General features: G+C 62.5%; 24 protein-coding genes, 3 pseudogenes and 1 other annotated feature. Of the genes and pseudogenes, 7 read left to right on the top strand and 20 right to left on the bottom strand.

Annotated elements, in window-relative coordinates; translation table 11 throughout:
- Positions 1-435: a MarR family winged helix-turn-helix transcriptional regulator gene (locus V5F77_RS19820; RefSeq protein ID WP_429007065.1), complete on the bottom strand. Its 435-nt coding sequence runs from the start codon at positions 433-435 to the stop codon at positions 1-3.
- A gap of 69 nt (positions 436-504) precedes the next feature.
- On the opposite strand from V5F77_RS19820, the gene V5F77_RS19815 reads away from it, so the two are divergent.
- The 3 genes and pseudogenes from V5F77_RS19815 to V5F77_RS19805 all read left to right on the top strand — a co-directional run.
- Positions 505-873 (top strand): VOC family protein, encoded by a 369-nt coding sequence (locus V5F77_RS19815; protein ID WP_429007064.1) that lies wholly within the window; start codon positions 505-507, stop codon positions 871-873.
- Positions 874-930: 57 nt separating this feature from the next.
- Positions 931-1,815, top strand: a pseudogene (locus V5F77_RS19810) (SDR family oxidoreductase).
- A 216-nt stretch (positions 1,816-2,031) separates the two neighbouring features.
- Positions 2,032-4,221 (top strand): annotated as a pseudogene (locus V5F77_RS19805) (strawberry notch-like NTP hydrolase domain-containing protein); the annotation flags it as partial.
- 189 nt (positions 4,222-4,410) lie between these two features.
- Here the strand turns inward: V5F77_RS19805 and V5F77_RS19795 are convergent.
- The 8 genes and pseudogenes from V5F77_RS19795 to V5F77_RS19760 form a co-directional block, all read right to left on the bottom strand.
- Positions 4,411-5,013, bottom strand: a complete 603-nt coding sequence (locus V5F77_RS19795) for an SDR family NAD(P)-dependent oxidoreductase (protein ID WP_429007077.1) — start codon at positions 5,011-5,013, stop codon at positions 4,411-4,413.
- Complete coding sequence (locus V5F77_RS19790; protein ID WP_429007063.1) at positions 4,934-5,200, bottom strand: SDR family NAD(P)-dependent oxidoreductase; 267 nt, start codon at positions 5,198-5,200, stop codon at positions 4,934-4,936. The genes V5F77_RS19795 and V5F77_RS19790 overlap by 80 nt, the downstream gene beginning before the upstream one ends.
- Before the next feature lie 104 nt (positions 5,201-5,304).
- The gene (locus tag V5F77_RS19785) at positions 5,305-6,156 is read right to left on the bottom strand and encodes an SDR family oxidoreductase (RefSeq protein WP_429007062.1); all 852 of its coding nucleotides are present in this window, start codon (positions 6,154-6,156) and stop codon (positions 5,305-5,307) included.
- 68 nt (positions 6,157-6,224) lie between these two features.
- Positions 6,225-6,773: a flavin reductase family protein gene (locus V5F77_RS19780; RefSeq protein ID WP_429007061.1), complete on the bottom strand. Its 549-nt coding sequence runs from the start codon at positions 6,771-6,773 to the stop codon at positions 6,225-6,227.
- Positions 6,774-7,095: 322 nt separating this feature from the next.
- The gene (locus V5F77_RS19775) at positions 7,096-8,034 is read right to left on the bottom strand and encodes a helix-turn-helix domain-containing protein (protein WP_429007060.1); all 939 of its coding nucleotides are present in this window, start codon (positions 8,032-8,034) and stop codon (positions 7,096-7,098) included.
- 104 nt (positions 8,035-8,138) lie between these two features.
- Positions 8,139-8,492 (bottom strand): annotated as a pseudogene (locus V5F77_RS19770) (TetR/AcrR family transcriptional regulator); the annotation flags it as partial.
- Positions 8,493-8,620: 128 nt separating this feature from the next.
- Positions 8,621-9,541, bottom strand: coding sequence for an alpha/beta fold hydrolase (locus tag V5F77_RS19765; protein ID WP_429007059.1), 921 nt, complete (start codon positions 9,539-9,541; stop codon positions 8,621-8,623).
- Complete coding sequence (locus tag V5F77_RS19760; RefSeq protein ID WP_429007058.1) at positions 9,538-10,389, bottom strand: SDR family oxidoreductase; 852 nt, start codon at positions 10,387-10,389, stop codon at positions 9,538-9,540. Before V5F77_RS19760 ends, V5F77_RS19765 begins: the two co-directional genes overlap by 4 nt.
- A 113-nt stretch (positions 10,390-10,502) precedes the next feature.
- Between V5F77_RS19760 and V5F77_RS19755 the strand changes: the two genes are divergently transcribed.
- On the top strand, positions 10,503-10,904 hold the full coding sequence (locus V5F77_RS19755; RefSeq protein ID WP_429007057.1) for a winged helix-turn-helix transcriptional regulator: 402 nt from the start codon (positions 10,503-10,505) through the stop codon (positions 10,902-10,904).
- Positions 10,905-10,980: 76 nt separating this feature from the next.
- Here V5F77_RS19755 and V5F77_RS19750 read toward each other — a convergent pair whose 3' ends face one another.
- The 5 genes from V5F77_RS19750 to V5F77_RS19730 all read right to left on the bottom strand — a co-directional run bounded on the left by V5F77_RS19750 (position 10,981) and on the right by V5F77_RS19730 (position 15,316).
- The gene (locus V5F77_RS19750; protein ID WP_429007056.1) at positions 10,981-11,289 is read right to left on the bottom strand and encodes a formylglycine-generating enzyme family protein; all 309 of its coding nucleotides are present in this window, start codon (positions 11,287-11,289) and stop codon (positions 10,981-10,983) included.
- Positions 11,286-12,517 (bottom strand): IS3 family transposase gene (locus V5F77_RS19745; RefSeq protein WP_429007055.1). Its coding sequence is split into 2 segments (ribosomal slippage): positions 11,286-12,223 and positions 12,223-12,517, totalling 1,233 coding nucleotides; the frame shifts between segments, so codons are not numbered across the junction. The genes V5F77_RS19750 and V5F77_RS19745 overlap by 4 nt, the downstream gene beginning before the upstream one ends.
- Positions 12,117-12,233 (bottom strand) — a sequence feature (AL1L pseudoknot). Its footprint overlaps the gene before it by 117 nt.
- Before the next feature lie 61 nt (positions 12,518-12,578).
- Positions 12,579-13,580: a S41 family peptidase gene (locus tag V5F77_RS19740; protein WP_429007054.1), complete on the bottom strand. Its 1,002-nt coding sequence runs from the start codon at positions 13,578-13,580 to the stop codon at positions 12,579-12,581.
- A 52-nt stretch (positions 13,581-13,632) separates the two neighbouring features.
- Positions 13,633-14,463, bottom strand: coding sequence for a VOC family protein (locus V5F77_RS19735; protein WP_429007053.1), 831 nt, complete (start codon positions 14,461-14,463; stop codon positions 13,633-13,635).
- Positions 14,464-14,644: 181 nt separating this feature from the next.
- Positions 14,645-15,316 (bottom strand): L,D-transpeptidase, encoded by a 672-nt coding sequence (locus V5F77_RS19730; protein WP_429007052.1) that lies wholly within the window; start codon positions 15,314-15,316, stop codon positions 14,645-14,647.
- Between the two features lie 221 nt (positions 15,317-15,537).
- Between V5F77_RS19730 and V5F77_RS19725 the strand changes: the two genes are divergently transcribed.
- Both V5F77_RS19725 and V5F77_RS19720 read left to right on the top strand, forming a co-directional pair.
- Positions 15,538-16,512, top strand: coding sequence for a LysR family transcriptional regulator (locus tag V5F77_RS19725; protein WP_429007051.1), 975 nt, complete (start codon positions 15,538-15,540; stop codon positions 16,510-16,512).
- A gap of 289 nt (positions 16,513-16,801) precedes the next feature.
- Complete coding sequence (locus tag V5F77_RS19720; RefSeq protein ID WP_429007050.1) at positions 16,802-17,086, top strand: helix-turn-helix transcriptional regulator; 285 nt, start codon at positions 16,802-16,804, stop codon at positions 17,084-17,086.
- Here the strand turns inward: V5F77_RS19720 and V5F77_RS19715 are convergent.
- The 6 genes from V5F77_RS19715 to V5F77_RS19690 all read right to left on the bottom strand — a co-directional run bounded on the left by V5F77_RS19715 (position 17,052) and on the right by V5F77_RS19690 (position 23,008).
- Positions 17,052-18,308 (bottom strand): tyrosine-type recombinase/integrase, encoded by a 1,257-nt coding sequence (locus V5F77_RS19715; protein WP_429007049.1) that lies wholly within the window; start codon positions 18,306-18,308, stop codon positions 17,052-17,054. The two genes, V5F77_RS19720 and V5F77_RS19715, sit on opposite strands and share 35 nt — an antisense overlap.
- A 294-nt stretch (positions 18,309-18,602) precedes the next feature.
- Positions 18,603-20,165 (bottom strand): glutamine-hydrolyzing GMP synthase, encoded by a 1,563-nt coding sequence (gene guaA / locus V5F77_RS19710; protein WP_429007048.1) that lies wholly within the window; start codon positions 20,163-20,165, stop codon positions 18,603-18,605.
- Between the two features lie 137 nt (positions 20,166-20,302).
- On the bottom strand, positions 20,303-20,524 hold the full coding sequence (locus tag V5F77_RS19705) for a hypothetical protein (protein ID WP_429007047.1): 222 nt from the start codon (positions 20,522-20,524) through the stop codon (positions 20,303-20,305).
- 109 nt (positions 20,525-20,633) lie between these two features.
- Positions 20,634-21,932 (bottom strand): RsmB/NOP family class I SAM-dependent RNA methyltransferase, encoded by a 1,299-nt coding sequence (locus V5F77_RS19700; protein ID WP_429007046.1) that lies wholly within the window; start codon positions 21,930-21,932, stop codon positions 20,634-20,636.
- Positions 21,933-21,937: 5 nt separating this feature from the next.
- A complete protein-coding gene (locus V5F77_RS19695) occupies positions 21,938-22,621 on the bottom strand; it encodes a 5'-methylthioadenosine/S-adenosylhomocysteine nucleosidase (protein WP_429007045.1) in 684 nt (227 codons plus the stop codon).
- A gap of 48 nt (positions 22,622-22,669) precedes the next feature.
- Positions 22,670-23,008: an MAPEG family protein gene (locus V5F77_RS19690; protein WP_429007044.1), complete on the bottom strand. Its 339-nt coding sequence runs from the start codon at positions 23,006-23,008 to the stop codon at positions 22,670-22,672.
- 191 nt (positions 23,009-23,199) lie between these two features.
- On the opposite strand from V5F77_RS19690, the gene V5F77_RS19685 reads away from it, so the two are divergent.
- Positions 23,200-23,856 (top strand): low affinity iron permease family protein, encoded by a 657-nt coding sequence (locus V5F77_RS19685; RefSeq protein ID WP_429007043.1) that lies wholly within the window; start codon positions 23,200-23,202, stop codon positions 23,854-23,856.
- Positions 23,857-23,863 lie beyond the last annotated feature (7 nt).

Genomic DNA, 23,863 nt, shown 5'->3' with positions numbered 1-23,863 from the left:
TCAAGATCCCTCAAGGGCATCAGAGCAGCGTCGCAGAAGGTCACCCAGCAACTTGGCCTCGTCGCGCGTCAGGCCGGATAGCATCTGCTGCTCGACGGCGTCGGCTGCAACCATGCCGGCCTGTACCGCTGCTTTGCCCTTTTCGGTCAGCTCCGTCATGATGATCCGCCCATGCTCGGGATGCGGCGTGCGCACGATGAACCCGTCCCGCTCCAGCGTGACCAGCATGCCCTGCATGGACTGGGGCGTGACGAACGCCGCTCGCGCCAGGGACGCATTCGAGATTCGCGGATTGTCGCCGATGGCAAGCAGCACCGCATTCTGCGCGGCGGAGACGCCGGTCCCGGCCAATTCTGCCTCCAACCGTTGCCGCAGACGATGCTGGGCGATTTTCAAACTGTAGCCGATCCAGCCCTCCCCGCTCGAGGGGTTCATTTTGCGCATTGACTTATCAGGTTCCTGATATAGATATAAGGAACCTGATAATATGCTGGAGCGCGCAAAATGACAATACCAATCGGGCCATCCTTCATCGCCTTGCAGGTGCGTGACCTCGCAACCTCCGCCGCCTTTTACAAGGACGTGTTCGGCTTCACGGCAGGAGACCGGAACCCACCCGGTGCCGTCGTGTTCACGACCAAGCCGATTGCCCTGGCACTGCGCGAACCGCTGCGGCCGCTACCCGAGAATGGCCCCTTGGGGATCGGCATGGTGTTGTGGGTTGCCTGCGACGATGCGGACGCCTTCCACGATTTGATCGTCGAACGTGGCGGGAAAGTGCTGAGCCCGCTCAGCGATGGCCCGTTCGGCAGATTTTTCGTGGCCAGCGATCCCGATGGTTACGCCATCACGTTCCACACGGCGCAAAGCTGAGCGCGGCCAAACGCGGGCGGTAAAGGCTGCTCCGACGACCCAGAAGGAACGAATTAAATGACGCAGGACAACCAGCCCCGACTGTTCGTCACCGGGGCGAACGGCCAGCTTGGCCGCCTTGTGATCCAGAACCTGTTGAAGCGCGTACCAGCAAGCAGCATCGTGGCGGGCGTTCGCTCGCCCGACCATGAGGTCGCCAGGCAGTTCAGCGCGCAAGGCCTCGAGATCCGCGTTGCCGACTATTCCCGGCCTGACACCTTGTCAGCGGCGTTCGAAGGCATCGGTCGGCTGCTGCTGATCTCATCGACCGCAGGGGCGGACCGGGTTGCCCAGCATCAGAACGTGATCACTGCCGCGAAGGCGGCGAATATCGGCCTGCTTGCCTATACGAGCTTGCTTCATGCGGACGTGTCGACCTCCGGCCTGGGCGAAGACCACAAAAATACCGAGGCTGCGTTGCGGGCCTCCGGTCTGCCGTTCGTGCTGCTCCGACACGGCTGGTATACGGAGAACCACGCGGCATCCGTGCCGCCTGCGCTTCGGCATGGCGCCGTCATCGGCAGCGCGGGACAGGGACGCTTTTCGTCGGCCGCACGCGCCGACTACGCAGAGGCGGATGCTGTCGTTCTGACGACAGATGGACAGGCGGGGCGCATCTATTAACTGGCCGGCGACGAGAGCTATGACTTGGCCGATTTGGCCGACACGATCACGGCAGCGGCCGGCAGGCCTGTCACCTATCAGGACATGCCCAAGGCGAAGTTCAAGCAAGTCCTTGTCGGCATGAGCCTTCCTGATGGTCTGGCCGAGCTGATCGCGGAGTCGGACATCGGTGCGTCCAGGGGAGAGTTGGAAGATCACGGTCGCGAACTGAGCGCTTTGATCGGCCGCCCGACGACGCCTTACCGCCAGATCATCGACACGGCAGTTTCGGCCGCCTGAACGCACACCGTTCCCATCTGCCAGGGCGGCGGGCCAACTCCAGGGTGACGGCAACGCTTTCGACGCCCGCGCCGCCGCCGCATGACAATCCATATCGCGGCATGCCGCCGCTGACACGGCGGGAGTGAGAGGATGGCCGGGACGGGTTTGAGCCCGTCCGGTCGAGAGAGAGCGCCGGGCCGGCTCGTCCCGTCTCGCTCTCCCGAGGAAATCCTCATGCTCCATGCTTCGCTTCAGCCATCCGCGCCGGTGGCGCCCCTTCCGCTCGCCGCCGATACGCAGCCAGCCGCCGCGATCCTCGTCGCCGCCGCACATGTTCTTGCCCACCTCGAACGCGGCGATCGGGTCGATGCAGCAATGCTGCGCACAGCGATGGAGGTGGCCTTCGGTGCGTCCGACGCCACCGGCGCCTGGGATTCGAGGACCGCCTATGATGCCTGCGAGGCGGCAACCGTTTTGTTCCTGCGCAAATACGGAAAGCTGCTCTTCCGCAAAGCCGCTTCGCCGCCAGCACGGCTCGCCGTTCTGACCAGGATCGCCGGCCTGCTGCCGACCCATACGCGCCGATCCGAGGAAGCGCAGGCGTTCCAGCAATTCTCAACGCCCGTCCCGCTCGGCCTGGCGGCATTGACCGCCGCGTCGCTCACGCCCGCCGACCGGATTCTGGAGCCTTCGGCCGGAACCGGTCTGCTCGCGATCCTCGCGGAGATTTCTGGCTCCGCGCTCATTCTCAACGAGTTGGCCGAGACCCGCGCTGATCTGCTCGCATCTCTCTTCTCGACCATCCCCATCACGCGCTTCGACGCCGCCCAGATCGACGATCATCTCGATCGCGCTACCGTCCCGAGCGTCGTCATCATGAACCCTCCGTTCTCGGTGATGGCCAACGTCAGCGGCCGAGTTGCCGCCGCCGCCTATCGCCATATCGCCTCAGCGCTGGCGCGGCTCGCGCCGGGCGGCCGGCTGGTGGCGATCACCGGCGCGAACTTCTCGCCCGAGCTGCCGGCCTGGCGGGACAGCTTCGCCCGGCTGCAGGAGCGCGGCCGCGTCGTGTTCACCTCGGCCATATCAGGCTCGGTCTATGGTAAGCACGGCACGACCATCGAGACGCGCCTGACCGTCATCGACAAGGCGCCCGCCGAGGACGCGGCTCACTTCCCGGAATCCCCCGGTGTCGCGCCGGATGTGGCGACGCTGCTCACCTGGATTGAGCGGGATGTTCCGCCACGGATGGTCGCCACACTGCCGAAGGTCATACCCGACGTCGCTCCGCGCACAGTTCGCGGCAATCTCACTCGAGCAGCTTCCGTGTCCCCGGCGCGTAGCATTGCGCAGATTGAGGGCATGCCGCTCGACTATGAGACCGTGGACTGGACGCCGCCCGAGGGCAGCCGCCTGTCGGACTCGATCTACGAGGCCTATGCGCTCCAGTCGATCCGCATCCCGGGCGCGCAGCCCCATCCCACCAAATTGGTGCAATCGGCGGCCATGGCGTCGGTCGCCCCGCCGAAGCCGAGCTATCGCCCGACGCTTCCAGCCGCGATCGTCACCGACGGCTTGCTGTCAGACGCCCAGCTTGAGACGGTGATCTACGCTGGCGAGGGCCATAGCGAATATCTCGCCGGCACCTGGACCGTGGACGAGACCGGCGATCTCGTCACCGCCGCGCTGGACGATGCGCCTAACACCGTCCGCTTCCGCCGGGGCTTCATGCTCGGCGACGGCACCGGCGCCGGCAAGGGCCGTCAGTCGGCCGGCATCATCCTCGACAACTGGCTCCAGGGCCGGCGCAAGGCCGTCTGGATCTCCAAATCTGACAAGCTGCTGGAGGACGCGCAACGCGACCGGTCGGCGTTGGGCATGGAGCGTCTGTTGGTCACGCCGCTCTCGCGCTTCCCGCAGGGCACGCCCATCCGGCTGAGCGAAGGCGTCCTATTCACCACCTATGCCACGCTACGGTCCGACGACCGCGGGAGCAAGCTTTCGCGCGTCCAGCAGATCGTCGAATGGTTGGGCTCCGACTTCGACGGAGTGATCATTTTCGACGAAAGCCACGCCATGCAGAACGCCGGTGGCGGCAAGGGAGAACGGGGCGATGTGGCCCCTTCGCAGCAGGGCCGTGCGGGCTTGCGCCTCCAGCACGCCCTGCCGAACGCCCGCGTGGTCTACGTCTCGGCGACCGGCGCGACCACGGTCCACAACCTCGCCTATGCCCAGCGGCTCGGCCTGTGGGGCGGCGAAGATTTCCCTTTCGCCAATCGAGCTGAGTTCGTGGAGGCCGTCGAGAATGGCGGCGTCGCGGCGATGGAAGTGCTGGCGCGCGATCTGCGCTCGCTTGGCCTCTACACCGCCCGCTCGCTCTCCTATGACGGCGTCGAATATGAGCTGGTCGAGCATCAGCTCACGCCCGTCCGGGCCGAAGACACTCCGATACGGACCTCGCCACGATGGCCTCGATGGAGCGTGACCGCGTATCGGGCCGCAAAATCGAGCTCGTGCGCCGCCATCGCGGCACTTTCCAGAAAAGTTGCTCCCGCCGTCGTCAGCGTTGCACCTGTTCGACCACGCTCGAACAGCGGAAAGCCGAGCCGATGTTCAAGGAGGGATATGCGCCGGCTCACGGAAGACTGCGGCAGTTCGAGCTCCAAAGCCACCAGCCATGACGATGGCTCCGACGATGTAGCTCGCCCTCGGCGAGGCAAGGAACGCAATCACCTCGGCGAGTTCACGCGGTTCGGCCGCGCGTTTGATCGGAGAATTGGCGCCATGCTGACGCAGGAATTCTTCGCTGTCCTGATGGATTTCGCTCAGAATGTTGGTGATCACGTCTCCCGAGCCGACGGCATTGACGCGAATGCCATACTCGATAGCCTCAAGGGACAGTACGCGCGTGAGTTGGGCCAGGGCGCCCTTGGACGCGGCATAGGCGGCGATGGACGGAAAGGCCTGGAAGCAGGCGTAGGAACCGACATTAACGATGGAGCCGCTCCTCGCGGGGACCATCACCTTCATGGCCTCTCGGCAGAAAAGGAACGCACCCGTCGCGTTAACGGCGAGAATCCCGTTCCAGTCATCCAAGGTCATGTCGATGACCGGCTTGTTGATGATAATCCCGGCGTTATTGACGACGATGTCCAGGCGGCCAAACTCCTTCATGGCTGCCTCGACGGCACTGGAAGCGGTCTCTTCTTTCGACATCGCCGATGAAGGGTACGATGCCCGGCTTTGCGAGTGCTTCCACATTCGATCCGCGGCTGACGGCGATGACCTTGGCTCCACGCTCGTGCAGCAGCTCCGTGGTCGCCTTACCTATCCCACTCGCTGCGCCGGTGATGATCGCGACTTTGCCTGCGAACTCGTCCGATGATGCTTTTCCATTTTCCATTTTAACTCTCCTAATGAGTATTGCTGATCGAGACTTGCTAGACGGCATTCGGTATCTGCTGAGACCGCGACCGGCGCAGAGCCGGCCGCGGAACGAGCGGAGCCTTACTGTCCTTCGGGGAAATCGGTGGCCGCCGAGGCTTCTCGCCAGGCGTCGAGATCTTTCCGGATGCCGGAGATCTTCGCCTCGGCCAACTCGTTGGCGATCGTGCCAGCAAAAAGGTGCAGCGGCGGCTCGGGTGCTGCTACCGCATCGATGATGAGTTGCGCGACCTTCTCGGGATCGCCCGCCTGCTTTCCATCGAGCTGATTGAGGTGAAGATCGAGCGATGCCTTCGCCTCGGAATACTCGTCGATGCTGAGCTCGGCGACGGCCAGGCTTCCCGTGGATAGAAAATCGGTCCGCACCGGGCCGGGATAGACTACGGTCGCCTTGATCCCAAGCTCAGCGACTTCGGCGGCCAGAGACTCGGTGAGGCCGGCGAGGGCGAACTTGGTCGCGACATAGCTGCTCCAGCCGGCATAGCCGCCATGGATGCCGACGATCGAGGCGATATTGACGATATGGCCCGATCGCTGGCGCCGCATATGAGGAAGCGCGAACCTCAGGACATGCAGCGGAGCGAACACATTGACCTCGAAGTTCCGGCGATACTCGGCGTCGCTGAGTGCCTCGACGGTGCCTTGCTGGCCGTAACCCGCGTTGTTGACCACCACGTCGAGCGAGCCGAATCGCTCGACCGTCGCATCGATCGCCGCCTTCACGCTGGCCGAGTCAGTGAGGTCGGTCTCCAGAGCTAAAAAGCCGTCGCCTCCCGCAAAGCTCTTCTCGAGAGACGCCTTGTCGCGCGACGTCGTCGCCACGCGGTGGCCGTCCGCCAAGAGAGCCTCGGCGAGAATCTGGCCAATGCCCTTGGAGGCCCCGGTAATGAACCAGACTTTTGAGGTGTTAGTCATTGTCGTACTTCCTTATTCTTAATGTCGAAGATGTTGTTGGATGTCAGGTTGGTTTCCATTCGCGGGCTTCACGGCAGCTGTCGCCACTTGATCATGCGACTGCTCAGATCGAGCACCTCGCCATCGACGATAAAGCTTCCGTCACCGCGATGGTGCATGGTCCGCCGTTCTTCCCGGCCGACGTCGATCCAGAGCCGTTCGGCCTTCAGGACGAAGAGGTTGTACTTGTCGACGAGACCGTCATCGGCAATCGTGCATTCGATATTGGCCAGGCATTCCTTGATGAGCGGCGGCCTGACATTGCTGGCTGGCGCTGCTGTCAGGCCGAACCGATCGAACTTGTTGACGGCGTTACCGGAGCAGTTGCCGATATCGACGACTGCTTCCGCCAGATCGACGGTCGGGACGGCGATTACGCATTCGCCGGTCGCTCTCAGCCCAGCGTAGCTGTGGTCCCAGGGACCAATGACGCAGCCGATTAGCGGCGGGGCGTGCTGGATCATCATGTGAAAGCCCATCGTCATGACGTTGGGCTTTCCGCCCAAGCTGGTCGTCACGAGAACGATCGGTCCCGGCTCGAGCAGCCGATAGGCGTTCGCGACGGGCGACTCCTTCATGACGGCAGTCTTGACTGGACCAGTCGCGCCCTGGAGATCGCGGAAAGGCTGACGTACCGGCAATTCGGACCTGACGCCCTGCGGGCCAACTGCACGACGCTCTCTGCGCTGATGCTTATCTCTGCATCAATAATGCGCACGATTTTGTACTCCATGCGTGCCATGGATATCTTCCTCTTTACTTTGGACGCGCTTCAAAAAATCGGAAGCACGTTCCTGCTATCGAGGAGAGGATATGGAGGAACTTGGCACCCCGATCTCTCGGGCGCTTGCGAACCCTGTCGGGATCTTGCTTAACTCGCTATCGGCTGCCACTCAGGCCTTAGGCCCCGCGGTAGCCGCTCGGCGAAACGCCCGTTTCGCGACGAAAGATCTGAGCGAAATGGCTTGGGCTAGAATAGCCCACCGCCATGCCAATCTCTATCACGCTGGCGCCGGTTTCCTGGAGCAGTTGCTGCGCCTTCGCCACCCGCTGTCGTATGAAGTAGAGCGATGGAGAAAGCCCCGTCGCCTTCTTGAATAGGCGGCTGAAGTGGAATTCGCTCATCCCAACCGCCTGCGCCAAGCACTTCAGATCGAACGGCTCGGCGAGATGAGCTTCCATGAATGTGGTTGCCAATCTGAGTTTTGATCCAGGCAGAGCGTTTGACGGGCGTGCAACTGGTCCTGAAGCCGCGTATTGGCGAACGAGGTGTGCTGCCAGGCTCTGCGCCAAGCCTTCAATAAACAGCGCATCGGCGGCGCCTTCGTTTATTAGCGCCCCGTGAAAAAGGCTCAAGATATGTGAAAGGGTCGTGTCGCGGCCGCCGGAAATATCCTTCAAGCCAACGATCTTGGCAGTTCCCAGCATCTCGCGGGCTACCCGCTCGAACAGCGGAACAGCCAGATAGAGGTGCATCACCTTAAATGGCTGGTCGCTTTCGGCTCGCCATCGCATCTCATAGGGCGCCGGCGAGCGTGTCAGGAAAAAGTCTCCGGCTTCGACACGCGATGCCGACCAATCTCCTCCAAGATCGCGCTCCTCGACGATGACCTCGCCAGACATGACCCAGACGATGAGGGGCTCTGCCACGGCAGGAACTAAGAATGACGCCTGGATCCGGTTTCGAGAGAACAACTGGACGAACACGTCCTTCCATGCCGGACCGTCGCTGCTGACCAAAGTGGTCCCGCTGATATAGGCTTCGAGGCCAATGGGAGACGTCCGCTCAGGGGCCGCTGGCGGAGAGGAGGGTTCGTCTGAGGCCACTATCGCATCCATCGGGCTTTTGCTTTGGCGCCAATTTAGCGGTCCGCTACACCTAAGCATAGGAGGGTTGAACGCCATTTAGAGGTGCCTTTCATGATGTATTCGTGCAAAGTCTCTCAAATAGCATCTAACTGGCGCAAATAAGCGCAGAAAGTATCGGCCATCGCGCCCGCATACGCCTCAATCTCGGCTTCCCATATGGATGCTTCTGAAAGCTGCTTTCGCACTGCGCTCGACGTGGATGTGATCAGATCGCCGGCCAGTTGATGGGTTCGGCCTGACGTTCTCGGGAGCGCTTCGCACATGAAAGTTTCAATGATGCTGGCGCCAGTCGCCCGTATCTCCTGTGCTTCCGGCGCATCGCAATAGAGCGGCGCCGCGTCGTCAAGGGCCACGCGAACGTCCGCGTCGTCGACCTCGGATCGGATTAAGGCATGAACCAGGGTACGCAGCCGGTCGAGCGGCGGTCGCGTCAAGGTGCCGATGCAACGCTGCTGCTCGCTCTGCTGCCCGACCTCATTCATATCTCGGCTTCTGAAGGTCGGGCGACACGGTTCGGCCGCCTAATCGATCTGCTTTCCGAAGAGTGCTCCACGGACTACGCGCACGCCTCAACGCCTCGCCTCGCTTGGTTGAAAAAGCGGACGAGACGTTTGGATACCCAGTCTGGATTGTCCGATGCGAAGGTGTGCGCGGCCTGAGGAACGGTGTCCGCCTCAATGATAGTGGCAACTTGCTCGACACATCCGAGCGTCTGGGCCTGCGGTATGCCGCGCTCGCCGCTGAGAACGAGCACCGGAACGGGCAGCTTGCCGGCAAAGGCAGCGCGGTTCGCCTTTCCGTCGGCAACGAGAGTCTCATAGTGCTTGAATCCGCCGCGCATGCCCCCTGGAGCGGCATAGTGCGGAAGATACATCGTCTTAGCTCGGTCCGATGCGTCTGGCGCGGCGGACATCATGCCGTACCACGGCAGCAAATAGGCAGCTTCCTTGCCTTCGGTCAGCATGGAAGCGACGTCCACTTGGGCGTGGAAGCCGAAATGCCAGTAACCGCCGGTCGCCGGGTTCATCAGCTCTTCAAGCCCGAAACCGGGTATGAGCGATTCCGCGAAAACAAGGGCGCCGATTTCCTGCGGATGGCGAGAAGCATAGGCGTAAGCGACCATCGCGCCGATATCGACGCCAACCAGGTTTATTGGCCCACCTCCGGACAAGCGCACGATCTCGCGGATGTCCTCCGCGACATTCAGGCAATCATAGCCGTCTTCAGGCTTGCTTGAATGGCCCAGGCCGCGCAGGTCGGCTGCAATCACCGTGAAACCCGCGTCCGCAAGAAGCGGCATCAGCTCGCGCCACAGCATCCACGTATAGGGGAAGCCGTGCAGCAGTACGATCTTCGGACCAACGCCGCCGATCACATAGTGCAGCCGCGCTCCATTCACATCCGCATAGCGGTGGACAAAGCGGGGAAGGCCCGCAACCGCACTCTCCGGCGTGGGGTATTCAGGTGCGGGTGTCATCGAGCGAACGCCTTGGCCAGCACGTCGACAAGCGGCATGGGAGCGCGGCCCGCAAGCTTCTCGACATCTCCAGTAACGATGTCATAGGCGCCTTCGGCCTGGCTGGCCTTCATGCTCACGACGGCATCGATCACGAAGTCCGGCAAGCCAGCGCCAGCAAGACCCGAACGCAGTTGCTCCTCGCTGAATACGGCATATCCGTACGGCTTGCCGATGGCCTTGGAGATCGCCTCTGTGCGTTCGGCGCCCGAGAGGGATTCCGGGCCTGTCAGATTGTAGATCGCACCAGCATGTCCGTCGGTGGTGAGTGCGGCGGCAGCAGCAGCAGCAACATCGTCCCGCGAGACGAAGGCAACCTTGCTCTCTGCGATGCCCGGAAGAGCACCTCGATCGAACGACATCCTCGCCTCTTCGACCAAGGTTTCACTGAAATAGTTCATGCGAAGGATGGTCCAGGACGCGATGCCGCTTTTGATCAGCCGCTGTTCGCTTTGCCAGTAGGCCGCACCCATCGAAGGTTCTTGTTTCTCGCGGGTGCCGCATGCCGAAAGGAGGTAAACTGCCTTCACGCCGGCCTCGACAGCCGCGTCGATGGCCGCAATGCCCTGCGCACTGCGAACCCCATAACCCAGGTCTGCGCTGGGGATGATGAGCAAACGGTCCAGTCCAGCGTAGGCTTGAACCAGCGTTTCCGGTCGATCGTAGTCGCCGACACGACCTTCGACGTTCCCGATCGTCTGCGGCGTCCTCGATATCGCAACTAGCCCGTCTGGAGGCAATTGTGCAGAAAGCCTCTCGATCACCTGTTTCCCAATATTGCTGCTTGCACCGCTCACACCGATCTTCATCACAAACTCCATGTGGTAAAAAATTGTTCGTGATGATATGGAAATGCGTAACGCACGCAAGAGCGCATGAAAATGTTCGAAACGAACAGTCACGTACGTAATGGAGTTTTCGGATGAGCAGAGCCGGCAATAAACACCTCAGTCCCACGCTGCCGGCCGACACCGAGGAGGAATGCCGCGCGCTGGCCCAGATTATCGATCGCATCGGAGACAAGTGGGCGGTGATGGTGCTCGGACATCTGTCCGAGGGCACGAACCGTTTCAACGAACTCATGCGGAAGATACCAGGGATCTCCCATCGCATGCTGACGCTCACCCTGCGTGGACTTGAGCGTGACGGGCTCGTACAACGCACAGCGTTCGCAACGATACCGCCCCGCGTGGACTACGCGCTCACGCCCCTGGGCCACACGCTGAAAGAGCCGATCGCGATGCTCGCCGATTGGGCGCGCGCGAAACGCGGCGACATCGAACAGGCCCGTACTCACTTCGACCGGGAAGCCGGCGGGAGATAAACGCGCAATGCCTGAGTTGCAGTTTCTGACCTTATGGTCGAGGTCTTTGGGGGAGAGAGGATACACAGTTACCCCTCTAGTCGCCAGGAAAGGATCCGAGGAGAACACGAAAGCCGAGGTGCTCGTTGCGGTCGGACGGCGGGTACCCGTACCGCATGGTGGTCCGACAGGCGAGGCGCCCGGGGTTGCCCCAGCTGCTGCCACGATCGACCCGCCACGAGCCGCTCTTGGGAGGCGAGAAGTCGTTCTGGACGGTACGCGGGAAGCCCGCCTCGTCCCACCAGTCCTCGCACCAATTGAAGACGTTCCCCGCCATGTCGAGCGCGCCGTAGGGCGACGCCCTGAACCGCTCCGGGTTTCCCGGAGGCCATTTCGTTTGAGTCACGCCGCCATGGCTGGCTCGTCCAGCATGGCGTAATAGCGTTCCTCGGCCTCGGCCGGCGGGATGTTACCGATAGGCTCCAGCAGCCGGCGATTGTTGAACCAGTCGACCCAGCTCAGCGTTGCGAACTCGACGGCCTCGAAGGATCGCCAAGGCCCCCGACGATGGATGACCTCGGCCTTGTGGAGGCCATTGATCGTCTCGGCGAGTGCGTTGTCATAGCTGTCACCAACACTGCCGACGGAGGGCACGATGCCGGCCTCAGCCAGCCGTTCAGTGTAGCGAATGCTCACATATTGCGAACCGCGGTCGCTATGGTGCACCAGGCCGCCGCGATGGGCGGGCCGTCGCTCGTGAAGGGCCTGCTCCAGCGCATCCAGCACGAAGCTGGCATGCGCGGTCCGGCTCACCCGCCAGCCGACGATGCGGCGAGCATAGGCGTCGATCACAAAGGCGACGTAGACGAAGCCCGCCCAGGTGCTGACATAGGTGAAGTCCGAGAGCCAGAGCCGGTTCGGCGCCGGCGCATGGAACACCCGGTTCACACGGTCGAGCGGGCACGGTGCCGACTTGTCCGAGATGGTCGTGCGGACCGGCTTGCCGCGGATCACACCGGCCAAGCCCATGCCCTGCATCAGCCGTTCGACGGTGCAGCGCGCCACATCGAACCCCTCGCGCATCATCTGTCGCCAGACCTTGCGCGCTCCATAGACCTCGAAGTTCTCGGCGAACACGCGCTCGATCTCGGGGCGCAGAACCTCGTCCCGTAGCGCCCGTGCCGAGCACTTCGACGGCTCAAGCCGCCGGGCGACATGCGCATGATAGGTCGATGGGGCGATCGGCAGCACCTTGCAGATCGGCTCGACCCCATACGCACCGCGATGATCATCGATGAACGCGATCATGTCTTCGACCGGCGGTCGAGCTCCGCCAGGGCGAAATAAGCGGATGCCTTGCGCAGGATCTCGTTCGCCTGCCGCAGCTCGCGGTTCTCGCGCTCAAGGGCCTTCAGCTTCGCCGACATATCCGTCGTCACGCCGGCCCGCTTGCCGGCATCGACCTCGGCCTTCTTCAGCCACTCATTCAGTGAGTGCGCCGAGCAGCCGATCTTCGCCGCAATCGACACGATCGCCTGCCAGCGCGAAGGGTGTTCAGCCTCGTGATCCAGCACCATCCGCACCGCCCGGGCACGCACCTCAGGCGAGAACTTGTTCGTCGTCTTGCTCGTCATAGCCCCATCCTCTCAGGAGTTGGGGCCTCCGGCAAAGCCGGGGCGGTTCACAATGTTTCCCCTATCTCGCCGACGGCGTCGCTACCTGGCCCATTGCCATGGCCACGGCAGCTTCCTGAGCGGCCTCTGGCGTAGCCTGAACGTCGGGGCGCACGCCCACACCTCCCCAGTTGCCGCGCGTAATGGGATTTTCGGCCCTGCCTGTCGGCACGACAACGAATAGGTCGGAACCGAGATCATTCAGGCCACCCGGGTTCGCTCCGCCGCGCGTCTTTTCGCCAACTACGGTCACGCGCTTGAGCACCTGCAGATCGTAGGCAAATTCCTCGCCCGCCGAATAGGTTTTGGGGCCAACTAGCACATAGACGGGCTTGTCGAGATAACTCACCGGCGTCGGCGAACTCCAAAACGATTCCGTTCTGAAAGTCGAAGTCCCGCGATTGCGCCAGATAAGGTCGTTGATATGAACGCGCTTGCCGGGATCGAGGAAGAAACTGGCAAGGTAAGCTACCGACGCCGGGTGACCACCACCATTGTCCCGCATGTCGATGATGAGCGCGGCAGTGTCCGACAGGCTGCGCATGACGTCGTCGGCTGCCGGGTTAAAGACATCGGGCGGAACGAACCGCGCCAGGTGGATGTATCCGATATTGCCGTCTAGCCGTTTCACCTCAAAGCCGGCATCCTGCGGCGTGGCCGGTGGAGGCTGGTTGCGGAACGGCGAGCCGAAGATCACCCGCATATGGCTGTCCTCGGTGATCGCCCGCAGTTGTTCGGTCAGTTGCGCCGCAAACTTGCTCGGGTCGGAGACGCCGGCATAGGCGTTCTCTGCCAATGCCTTTTCCAGCGCCTGAGCCGCCTGCGCTCCCCTGTCCGGGAACACGTAATCTTCGCGCAACTTGACGGCAATCCCATCGATTACATTCCTGACCGTAGTCTGGTCCAAGAGCACGTTTTGCGCCGTATCGGGAGCCACCTCGGCACTTGCCATTGATGGCGTGGCCAGAAGTGTAGAAATTGTCGCAAGACAGGCGATAAGAAATGGCGATCGACGATACAGCATATGCTTCCCCTGTTACGGTTCGATTGATGATGCAGTGACTCGGTACGTTTTGTTAGATTGCCGTCAACCGAACTCTCGTTCCCCATGGGTCTTCGACTTCTATTCCCCCGGCAATGGTCTTGAATAGTACGCCCGCTTTACCCAGACGCGCTTTCCGATCATCCAGCACTGATCGATCTGCTATCGCAATCGAGAACCACGACAGTCCCAGATCTGTTTCGCTGCGTTGGCCTGCTCCCGGGCTCTCCCAAATGTTCACTGCTACGTGGTGATGATATTTGCCGGAGGACGTGAATACGACGCCGGGGGCGCGCCGCGTCACATCGAAGCCGATCAATTCGGAATAGAACCGCTCAGCGGCCGCCAGATCACCGACCCTCAGATGGATATGGCCGATGCGCATCGACGTTGGCGCCACCGTGTAACCGTCCTTGCTCCGGTCAACGAGTTTCAAAAGCGGATCAAGGTCGAGGTCGAAGACGCCCATCTCGACTTGCCCGTGCTTCCACTGCCATTGTGCTTCCGGCCGGGAGGCGTAGATCTCGATACCGTTGCCCTCGGGATCGTTGAGATAAACGGACTCGGTGACACGATGATCAGCTAGGCCCGACACCTGGAAATGATTGGTGGCCGCATGAACGATCCAGCGAGCAAGATCCCGCCGTGTCGGCATCTCGAAGGCGAGATGATAAAGGCCCGCCGCATTCGCGGGAGCAGGCGTCCCGCCAAGGTCCCGCGTCAGTTCGAGAAGGCCGGTGCCGCCGATGCCGAGGACGGCACCTTGCTCGGCGCGACTCATGATCTCTAGGCCAATGACCTGTTGGTAAAACAGGATCATTCCTTCCAGATTGCTCACCCACAGTCCCGCACGGTCGATGAACATCGGCGGTCGATGGGCTGGAAGACTATCCGCTCCCCCCGACTGGGCCTTGCCGGTTCCGCAGAGCCCAATCAGAACGCTGGCGCACGCGGCGCTCGCAAGTGCTGCCAGCAACGACCGACGATTCGTCCTGCTTCTACCTGTTGCTAGCATCGCCGCTCTTCCTCTCGCCCTAAGTCCGGTTTCAACTCGTCGCTGGGCTGGCGGGCAGGACGACGACCTTTGCGCCGACGGGAACGCGCCTGTACAGATCCATGATGTCTTGATTGAGAAGTCGGATGCAGCCCGACGACACCATCGTGCCAATGGTCCACGGCTCCACGGTGCCATGGAGCCGGTAATATGTGTCTCGACCATCGCGATAGAGGTAAAGAGCCCGTGGCCCGAGCGGATTCCCAGCGCCGCCCGGGAGACCGTCCTTCAAGGGGCCGTATCTCTCAGGCTCACGCTTGATCATGTCCGGTGTCGGTCGCCAGCCCGGCCATTCGGCCTTGCGGGCAATCGTCGCCTCGCCACGGAAGTTGAACGCTTCCTGCTTGCCTACGCCAACGCCGTATCGAAGAGCACGGCCGTTTTCCAGTACCAGGTAGGCGTAGCGAGCCGCTGGATCGACGATGATCGTGCCCGGCCGCTCGTTTGTCTGATACGCGACCTCGCGGCGCAGAAACTCGGGCCTGACCTTCTTCAGATCGATCGCCGGCAGAGGAAACGGCTCCGTGTCGACTGCCGCATACATGGATAGGTAGGATGAGTTGACCGCCGGCTCGGCCAAGCTGGGGCCTACCTGATCGCGCATGGCGCAGCCTGCCAGGACAAAGGGAAATGCGGCCACAAAGCCACGCCTGTTGATAGTCATACTTCCTTCGCACCTCGCAAGAACAAAAATCCCTGCAATCAGAAACAGATGGCGCGAGTTGCGTCTATGTATTATGATGTAATTGATCCCATAACCAATGGTTATGATCGGGTCGTGCGAGCGATTGGGCGGTCGACGAGCGGGTGCCGTTTCACTCGAAGGATAGATACCCGGGACACGCTGCGTCTCGCTCGCAGGTTTTGGATTTGAGGTCATAACCGATGGATATTGCTGCGGCACTGAGAGCTTTTGTACGCACCGTCGAGCGCGGGTCCGTGACCGCCGCCGCACGTGATCTCGCGATCTCCCAGCCCGGCGTCACGAAGCACCTGCGCAATCTCGAACGCCATGTCGGCGCACGCCTGCTGGAACGCTCGGCACGGATTGTACGGCCGACCCCCCAGGGTCAGGCTCTCTATAACCAGAGCCGAGAGGCGCTGGCCACGATCGAGGCGGCGCTCGAAGGCGTCCGCCGCGACATGGGTGCGGTGGAAGGCAATTTGCGCATCCACGCTCCGTCATGCCTCGGGGCGAAGCACCTCCATGGCATCGTGATGGCCTTCCAGCGGCGCTACCCCGATGTCACCGCAGATCTCGTTCTCGACAATCGCGATGTCGATCTCGTCTACGAGAACTTCGACCTTGCCATTAAGTACGGCCGCCCGGCCGATCAGGAGCTTATCATCCGCCGGCTCGGTTCGATCCGACGCATTCTCGTCGCCGCGCCAGAGTTCCTGGATCGGTTCGGGCCGATCAACACCGTAGAGCGTCTGTCGGAGGTCGGTATAATCACGAGCGCCGCCCTGCTCGCCTCGCGTGACGTCCTCACGCTTCGCCACAGCAGCGGCGAGTTGGTCGGCGTTCCGGTTCGCGCCGTTCTGCGGACCAATAACGCCAACGTCATCGCCGCGACACTGATCGAGGGGCATGCCGCAGGTCCGGTTCAGCAGCTTCTCGTCAACGATGACCTCGCTAAGGGGCGTCTCGTGCACATCCTGCCCGACTATGAGGTCAAGCCGACCGAAGCCTTTCTTGCTTATCCTTCTGTCCGTTTCATGCGGCCAGTCGTACGAGCGTTCACCGACTTCGCTGTTCCGGCGCTTCGTGCGGTCGAAGGCATCGTGAGCATCGGTGAAAGGCGGTCGACTGAAGGCCTCGCAGACGTTGGTGACTGTAAGATCACAGCCAAAGTCTGAGAGCCTCGTTCGTTGAGAGTTGGTGCGGGTGGTCGGAATCGAACCGACACTCCTTGCGGAACCGGATTTTGAAGGGAGTCGTGTCATGCGCAGGCCTCTGCCTTGTCGCGAATATCGCACTTCCGGACTCGTTCATCAGCCTCTACTCGCCCCTATGCTGCACCTAGCGAACAACAGACACCCGCCGATGTGTACGCTACAGCACGAAAACGCCGCAGGGCAGTTCGAGGGGGCTTCCGGTACCGACATCTATTGTTCTCAATCGCCTCAGCAACGAAGGAGATTGAGAATGCCGAAGACCGAAGCTCCCCAAATCAGGCGAACAATCCGGCGCCACCAATTGCGCGAGGTGGTGCCGATGGCTGACAGCACGATTTATGAAATGGAACAACATGGCGAGTTCCCCCGTCGGTTCGCGCTCTCGCCACGGTGTATTGTTTGGGACCTCGCCGAGGTCGAGGCCTGGCTAATGGCACGGCGGGCTGCCCCGATCCGTAGAGCACAGCACCCTGACGTCACCAAGCGCAAAACCCGCCCGGTCAAAGGGCGGGATCAAGCTCCATCACAGGCATAGCTGGCGGCAGAAGCGTTGGAGCGTGCTTCCGACCGTCGATCCAGGCGTCCACGGTATCCGCCCACTGCTGCATCATATGCCGGCGCTGCACCTCATACTCGGCCTTGTTGTAAACGCCGCGCGATGAGCGCCCGTCCTCGTGCGCCAAGCACTTTTCGATCCAGTCGCTGTTAAAGCCCAGCTCATTTAGCAGCGTCGAGCCCGTCCGCCGCAGATCATGGACCGTGAAAGGCTCCAGCGGCAGCCCCTCCTTCTTGGCCTGTTCGACGACGGCATAGGTGACCCGATTGAAGGTCGCGCGCGACATCGGCGCGTCCGCGTCGTACCGGGACGGCAACAGATATCGGGAGTTGCCGGAGCACGTCTTGAGCGCGATCATGATGTCCAACGTCTGTCGGCACAGGTAGACGTTGTGCGGCTTCGACCGCTTCATGCGCTCCTTCGGGATGGTCCAGACGGCGTTGTCGAAATCGATCTCGTCCCACACTGCATCCTGCAGTTCGCTTTTCCGGACCATGGTGAGGAGATAAAGCTTCATGCCAAGGCGGATCGTCGGCAACGTCGCAACATGCTCGAGCTGTTTGAACATGATGCGGATCTCGGTGGGCGAAAGAGCGCGGTCCTTCGGCGTAAAGGTGGCGATCGAGGCCGGACCGACGTCATCGGCCGGGTTGGCGACCTTCTCACCGTGCAGAATGGCATAGCCGTAGATCTGCTTCAGGATATCCCTCACATGAATGGCGGTGGCAGGAGCACCTCGTTCGACGATCTTGCCGCAGTGAGCGCGAAGGTCGTCAGGTGTGATCTCTGTCAGGAGACGATTCCGCCAGACGGGCATGAGCTCGCGCTCGAAGATAGAGCGACGCATCGCGCGCGTGCTGTCGGCCATGGTCGCATTGGTCAGCCATTTCTCACCGAATTCGCCGAAGCTCTTAGCTTCCTTGATCCGGCGTTTCTCCCGCTGCTTCTCGATAGCGGGGGACCGCCCCTCGGCAATCGCCCGGCGCGCATCAATGCATAGCTCTCGAGCTCTGGCGAGCGATATCCCGTCACGGGCATACCTACCAAGATAGACGGTCTCCCGCCTGCCGTTCAGCCGATAGTCGAGCCTGAACGAGATGGCGCCCGACGGTGCAACGCGCACATACATGCCATCACGATCGCTCACCTTGTACATTTTGGCTTTTGGCTTCAGACACTTAAGTGCTGCATCGGTCAACATTTCGGGTCTCCTCGCGGAAAAGTACCGTCACGCGGTTTTTGGAGGCCGATGGCGTAGAAAACGCTTATAATTCAGCGTCTTATATCAAAAAAAGTACCGTCAGTAGCCTCATTGCTCCTGACGGTACTTTCGTTTTTCCGGTTGATCAATGGGGGCGAGGCCCGTCAGCGGGGCCGACAAACGCCATCTATGCCCACCGATAGATGTCGATAGGCACAGAATGGATTTATTTTTATTTTCAGTGCGTTAGATCGTATCGCAGCGTAAATTTGGCGGCGTTTAGATGGGCCTGAATCATTCCCACTCGATGGTGCCCGGGGGCTTGCTGGTCACGTCGTAGACGACCCGATTGATGCCCTTGACCTCGTTGATGATGCGGGTTGCCGCGCGGCCGAGGAAATTCATGTCGAAGGGGTAGAAATCCGCCGTCATGCCGTCCACCGAGGTCACGGCGCGCAAGGCAAGGACGTGGTCGTAGGTGCGTCCGTCGCCCATGACACCGACCGTGCGCACCGGCAGGAGCACGGCGAAGGCCTGCCAGATCACGTCATAGAGGCCGGCGGCGCGGATCTCTTCCAGATAGATGGCGTCGGCCTTGCGCAGGATCTCCAGCTTCTCCGGCGTGATCTCGCCGGGGCAGCGGATGGCAAGGCCGGGGCCAGGGAAGGGGTGGCGGCCGACGAAGCTCTCGGGAAGGCCGAGTTCGCGGCCGAGCGTGCGCACCTCGTCCTTGAACAGGTCGCGCAGCGGCTCAACCAGCTTCATGTTCATGCGCTCGGGCAGGCCGCCCACATTGTGGTGGCTCTTGATGGTGACGGAGGGGCCGCCGGTGAAGGAGACGCTCTCGATCACGTCGGGATAGAGCGTGCCCTGGGCGAGGAAATCCGGCGCGCCCTTGCCGTCGGACGCGATCTTCTTCGCTTCCGCATCGAACACGTCGATGAACAGCTTGCCGATGGTCTTGCGCTTGGTCTCGGGATCGGAGACGCCGGCCAATTCCTGAAGGAACAGCTCGGAGGCGTCCACATGCACGAGCGGGATATTGTAGGTGTTGCGGAACAGCGAGACCACCTGCTCGGCTTCGCCCTGCCGCATCAGGCCGTGATCCACGAAGACGCACGTCAACTGGTCGCCGATCGCCTCATGGATCAGCACGGCGGCGACGGCGGAATCCACCCCGCCGGAGAGGCCGCACAGAACGCGCCGCTCGCCCACCTGGGCGCGGATCTTGGCGATGGCGCTTTCGCGGAAGGCGCCCATGGTCCAGTCGCCGGAGAGGCCGGTGATTTTGCGCACGAAGTTGGAGAGCAGACGGGCGCCGTCGGGGGTATGAACCACCTCGGGATGGAACATCAGGCCGTAGAACCGGCGGGCTTCGTCCTCGACGACGGCGAAGGGGGCATTGGGCGAGGTGCCCTTCACCTCGAAGCCGGGGGGCAAGGCGGTAATGCGGTCGCCATGGCTCATCCACACGGTGTGGCCTTCGCCCTGGTTCCAGATGCCGTCGAACAGAGCGGAGCTGCGTTCCACCTTCACCGTGGCGCGGCCGAATTCGCGATGATGGCCGCTTTCCACGGTGCCCCCAAGCTGCTCGGCCATGGTCATCTGGCCATAGCAGATGCCGAGCACCGGAATGCCCGCCTCAAAGATCTCCTGGGGCGCGCGGGGGCTATCGCCGTCGGGCACGGAGGCGGGGCCGCCGGAGAGGATGACCGCCTTGGGCTTCATGCGATCGAAGGCTTCCTTGGCCTTCTGGAACGGCACCACCTCGGAATAGACGCCTTCCTCGCGCACCCGGCGGGCGATGAGTTGGGTCACCTGGCTGCCGAAATCGATGATGAGAACGGTGTCTTGCATGGCGGCGCGGCTTTCCGGCGGGAGTGGCGAGGATTGCGCCCTCCTTTAAAGGCAAAGTCGCGATTTGCAAAAGCGAGAGCCGCGCCATCGGGCGCGACCCTCGCATGTCGTAGGCGCAATGCCAGAAAGGGTGGGCCTCAGATGGTGGACCAGTGACCCTCGCAGCCCTCGGGGGCGGCGGTGGCGGTGGTGTGACGCTTCTTCAGCTCGGCGCAGCCATAGGCGCGGGCTTCTTCCGGCAGATGGGAATTGATGGCGACGCCGATCTGGTCATAGGGCGAGGGAGCCGCAAAGACATAATAGGCCCAATAGCCGCCGACGGCGACGATGAGCACAACGAGCAGGCGGATGATGAACATGGCGGTCTCCCAAGGTCCGATGGGCGCGCGAGCGCAACCTCTGCGCTAAGGACGCTTCGGGAGAGGGAAGGTTCCCATCATAAGGCGCCGCAAGCCGGCGCCCCATGGATCAACTTCTCTTCAATACGCTCACAAAGAACCCGTCGGTCCCGGTCCGCCGCGGCGTCAGCAGCAGCCCTTCGGTGCTCTCCAGGGCCGCTGTGCGCAAGGCGAGGCCTTGGCTGCCGAGGGCCAGAACCGTCTCCATCGGCGGCACCACCGAAAAATCCGGGTGCTTTTCCATCAGGGCGCGGATCTGGGCGCCATTCTCCACGTCCAGCAGCGAGCAGGTGACATAAGCGAGGCGGCCGCCGCTTTTCACATAGCGCGTGGCGGCTTCGAGGATCTTTGCCTGCTCGGCGATCCGCTCGGCCAAGGCGCCGGGGCGCATGCGCCATTTCGCGTCAGGGTTGCGGCGCCAGGTGCCGGTTCCTGTGCAGGGGGCATCGACAAGCACCAGGTCCATTTGCCCGACGAGGTCGGCGAGCACGTCGGCGTCACCACGCGGCGCACGGATCTGCACGTTGCGCACACCGGCGCGGGCAAGACGCTCGTGGATCGGCTTCAGGCGGCGAATATCGGCATCGTGGGCGTAGAGCTGGCCCTTATTGTCCATGAGGGCGGCGAATTCGAGCGTCTTGCCACCGGCACCGGCACACAGATCCAGCACCTGCGAACCGGGCAGGGGGCTCGCGAGGATGGCGGCGATCTGCGAGCCCTCGTCCTGCACCTCCACGTCGCCTTTGACGAACGCGCCCTCCGAGGTGAGGGGCGGGGCCTTGCCCTCGGCATCAAGGATGATGCGCAGGGCCAAGGGCGACCATTGGCCCGGCTGGGGCGACAGATGGGAGAGTTCGGCGAGGGTGGCTTCGGGCGTGGATTTCAGCGTGTTCACGCGCAGGTCCAGCGGCGCGCGGGCGGCCAGCGCGCGCCCTTCCTCAACCCGCTCGGGGCCGAACACCTTGTTCAACTCGGGATCGAGCCATTGGGCATAATCCCCGATCACCCAGGGGGCGGCGCCTTCCAGGCTCGGATTTGCGAGCCGTGCGGTTTCCTCCGCGCTCAGCGGCGCGGGGGCAAAGCGCGCGCCGTCGCACAGGCGGGCGATGGCATCAAGGTCAAGGCCGCGCATCACGGCGAGCGTGCCGAGCACCAAGGCGCGCGGCGTGTCGGCGCCCATGACATGGGACGCGGAGGCGCGTCGACGCAGGGTGTCGAACACCAGGCCGGAAATGGCGGCGCGGTCGCCCGAGCCGGCATAACGGTGGGCGAGGCCCCATTCCTTGAGGCTGTCGCCGGCGGGACGGCGCTTTGCGGCGATATCGCCGAGCACCTCGATGGCGGCGGACAGGCGGGCTGAGGGGATCAATTCAATCAGGTCCTTGGGGCGAGGAGGAAGGCGCCGGCTTTCACCTGCGCCTCGAAATGATCGAGTGCGGCGGCGAGCCGCTCATCGATGATGTGCAGATATTCGGTCCAGTCCTCATAGCGGGACAGCTCGGAACGCCCGTCGCTGATGCCGCGCAGGCCGACCAGTGGTACGCGAAACCGCTGTGCAGCGCGCAGCACCGCGAAGGTCTCCATGTCCACCATATCGCAGGCAATGGTGTCATAGGCCGCGCCCGAGATGATCGCCCCGCCGGTGGAGAGGGAGGCGGTGGCGATGCCGGGAATCTGATGCGGGATTTCTACCACCGCGGGCAGATCGAGAAACGGCGTGCGGCCTTTTTCGAAGCCGAGCGGGGACGCGTCCATGTCGCGATAGGACAGGTGCGAGACTTGATAGATTGCGGCATGGTCGAGGGCGCGTGCGCCCGCTGAGCCGAGGGTGAAGACCAGATCCGGTAAAGCGTCGGCGGCGGTGAGATGGGCAAGCGCATGGGTGGCCGCCATCGCCGCCTCCACCGGTCCAACGCCGGTGATCAACGGATCGATGCGCGCCTGAAGGTGCGGCCCGTATTCCATTTGCGTCGCCATGACGAACAGCACGTCGAGATTGCCGACGGTGCGGACATGGCGGGACGGGTTTTCCATCGCGGGATCATCCAAGGAGCGCATGGATCGCACTCCTCGGCTGACGCAGCGATCCTGTCAATCACCCTTCCGTCACACATTCAGCAAGATGGAGAGCGCGAACAGTACCCACATGATGGCCAGCACGATGGCGCCGACCGCATAAGCGGAAAAGCGTGAGGAGAGCTGGTTGCCGGTGGTGAAGACGAAGGCATGGGCGATGCGGGACAGCACGAACACCCAGGCGAGCACCACGAAGACGATGTCCGCCTTGCGGGTGAACAGCGCCAGCACCGTGATCACATAGAACAGCACCGGCAATTCGAACTGGTTCGAAAGGGCATCGGCGAAGCGCTGGGCGCCGGCGGGATAAGCCGAGGTGCTCTCGGCAGCGGCGGCACGCGTGACCTCGCCGCTGGAGAGCGCGCGCATGCGCACCGGCAGCAGCGCGAACAGCAGCAGGAAGGTGAGAGGGCCACTTCCACGAACAGGGGCAGCAGGATCATGGCAACGGACATGGACGGGCCTTTCGGTTGACGGTCGGGATGCCGCAAGGGCGCTTGCGGCAAGGAAGGAACCTCGAGCGCGGCGGCACGTTCCTTGGGTGAACAGGAAACATTCCCATGGCCCCGTCTTCCCCGTCTGTCCGTTTGCCCGAAGGCTCCGTTGCCAATCCCTCAGCAGGCGACGCCGAGCAGCCCATCGCATCCCTGCGGGCAAAGGCGGAAAGCGGTCGTGCTCCGCGTCCTTTCTTTACCCGATTTGCGCAGGAGGTGTCGCGCTACGCCGGCAAGCCCGCCACTTTCGTCTGTGCGGTGGCGATCATCCTCATCTGGGGCGCGACGGGGCCGATGTTTGGCTATGACGACACTTGGCAGCTCATCATCAACACCTCGACCACCATCGTCACCTTCCTGATGGTGTTCCTGATTCAGAACAGCCAGAACCGCGATACGGCGGCGCTGCAAATCAAGCTCGACGAATTGATTGCGCGCACCGAGGGGCCGCGCAATGCGCTGCTCGATCTGGAAGACCTCGACGAAGTCACTTTGGAGAAGCTGCGGCTTGAATATGCCCTTCTTGCCGACCGGGCGCGGGAGCAGGGGCGGGATAATCCCGGAAAGGCAGTGGGCGATGCCGCGATCCTGCGCACCGCCGAGGCGGGGGTTGAGGGCGAACTTGAGGCGGTGGAGGCAGGCCCGAAAGAGAGCAAGGCCTCCGCCGGTTCATTCGGCGGCGGGCGAAAGGTGGCCGTCGGCGATTGCCCTGAAGTCCCATGATGCGCGT

The organism is Roseixanthobacter psychrophilus (genome assembly GCF_043195195.1).
GTDB lineage: Bacteria > Pseudomonadota > Alphaproteobacteria > Rhizobiales > Xanthobacteraceae > NCEH01.
The sequence above is the reverse complement of the archived record's forward strand: the minus strand, read 5'-3'. Positions and strand labels throughout refer to the sequence as shown.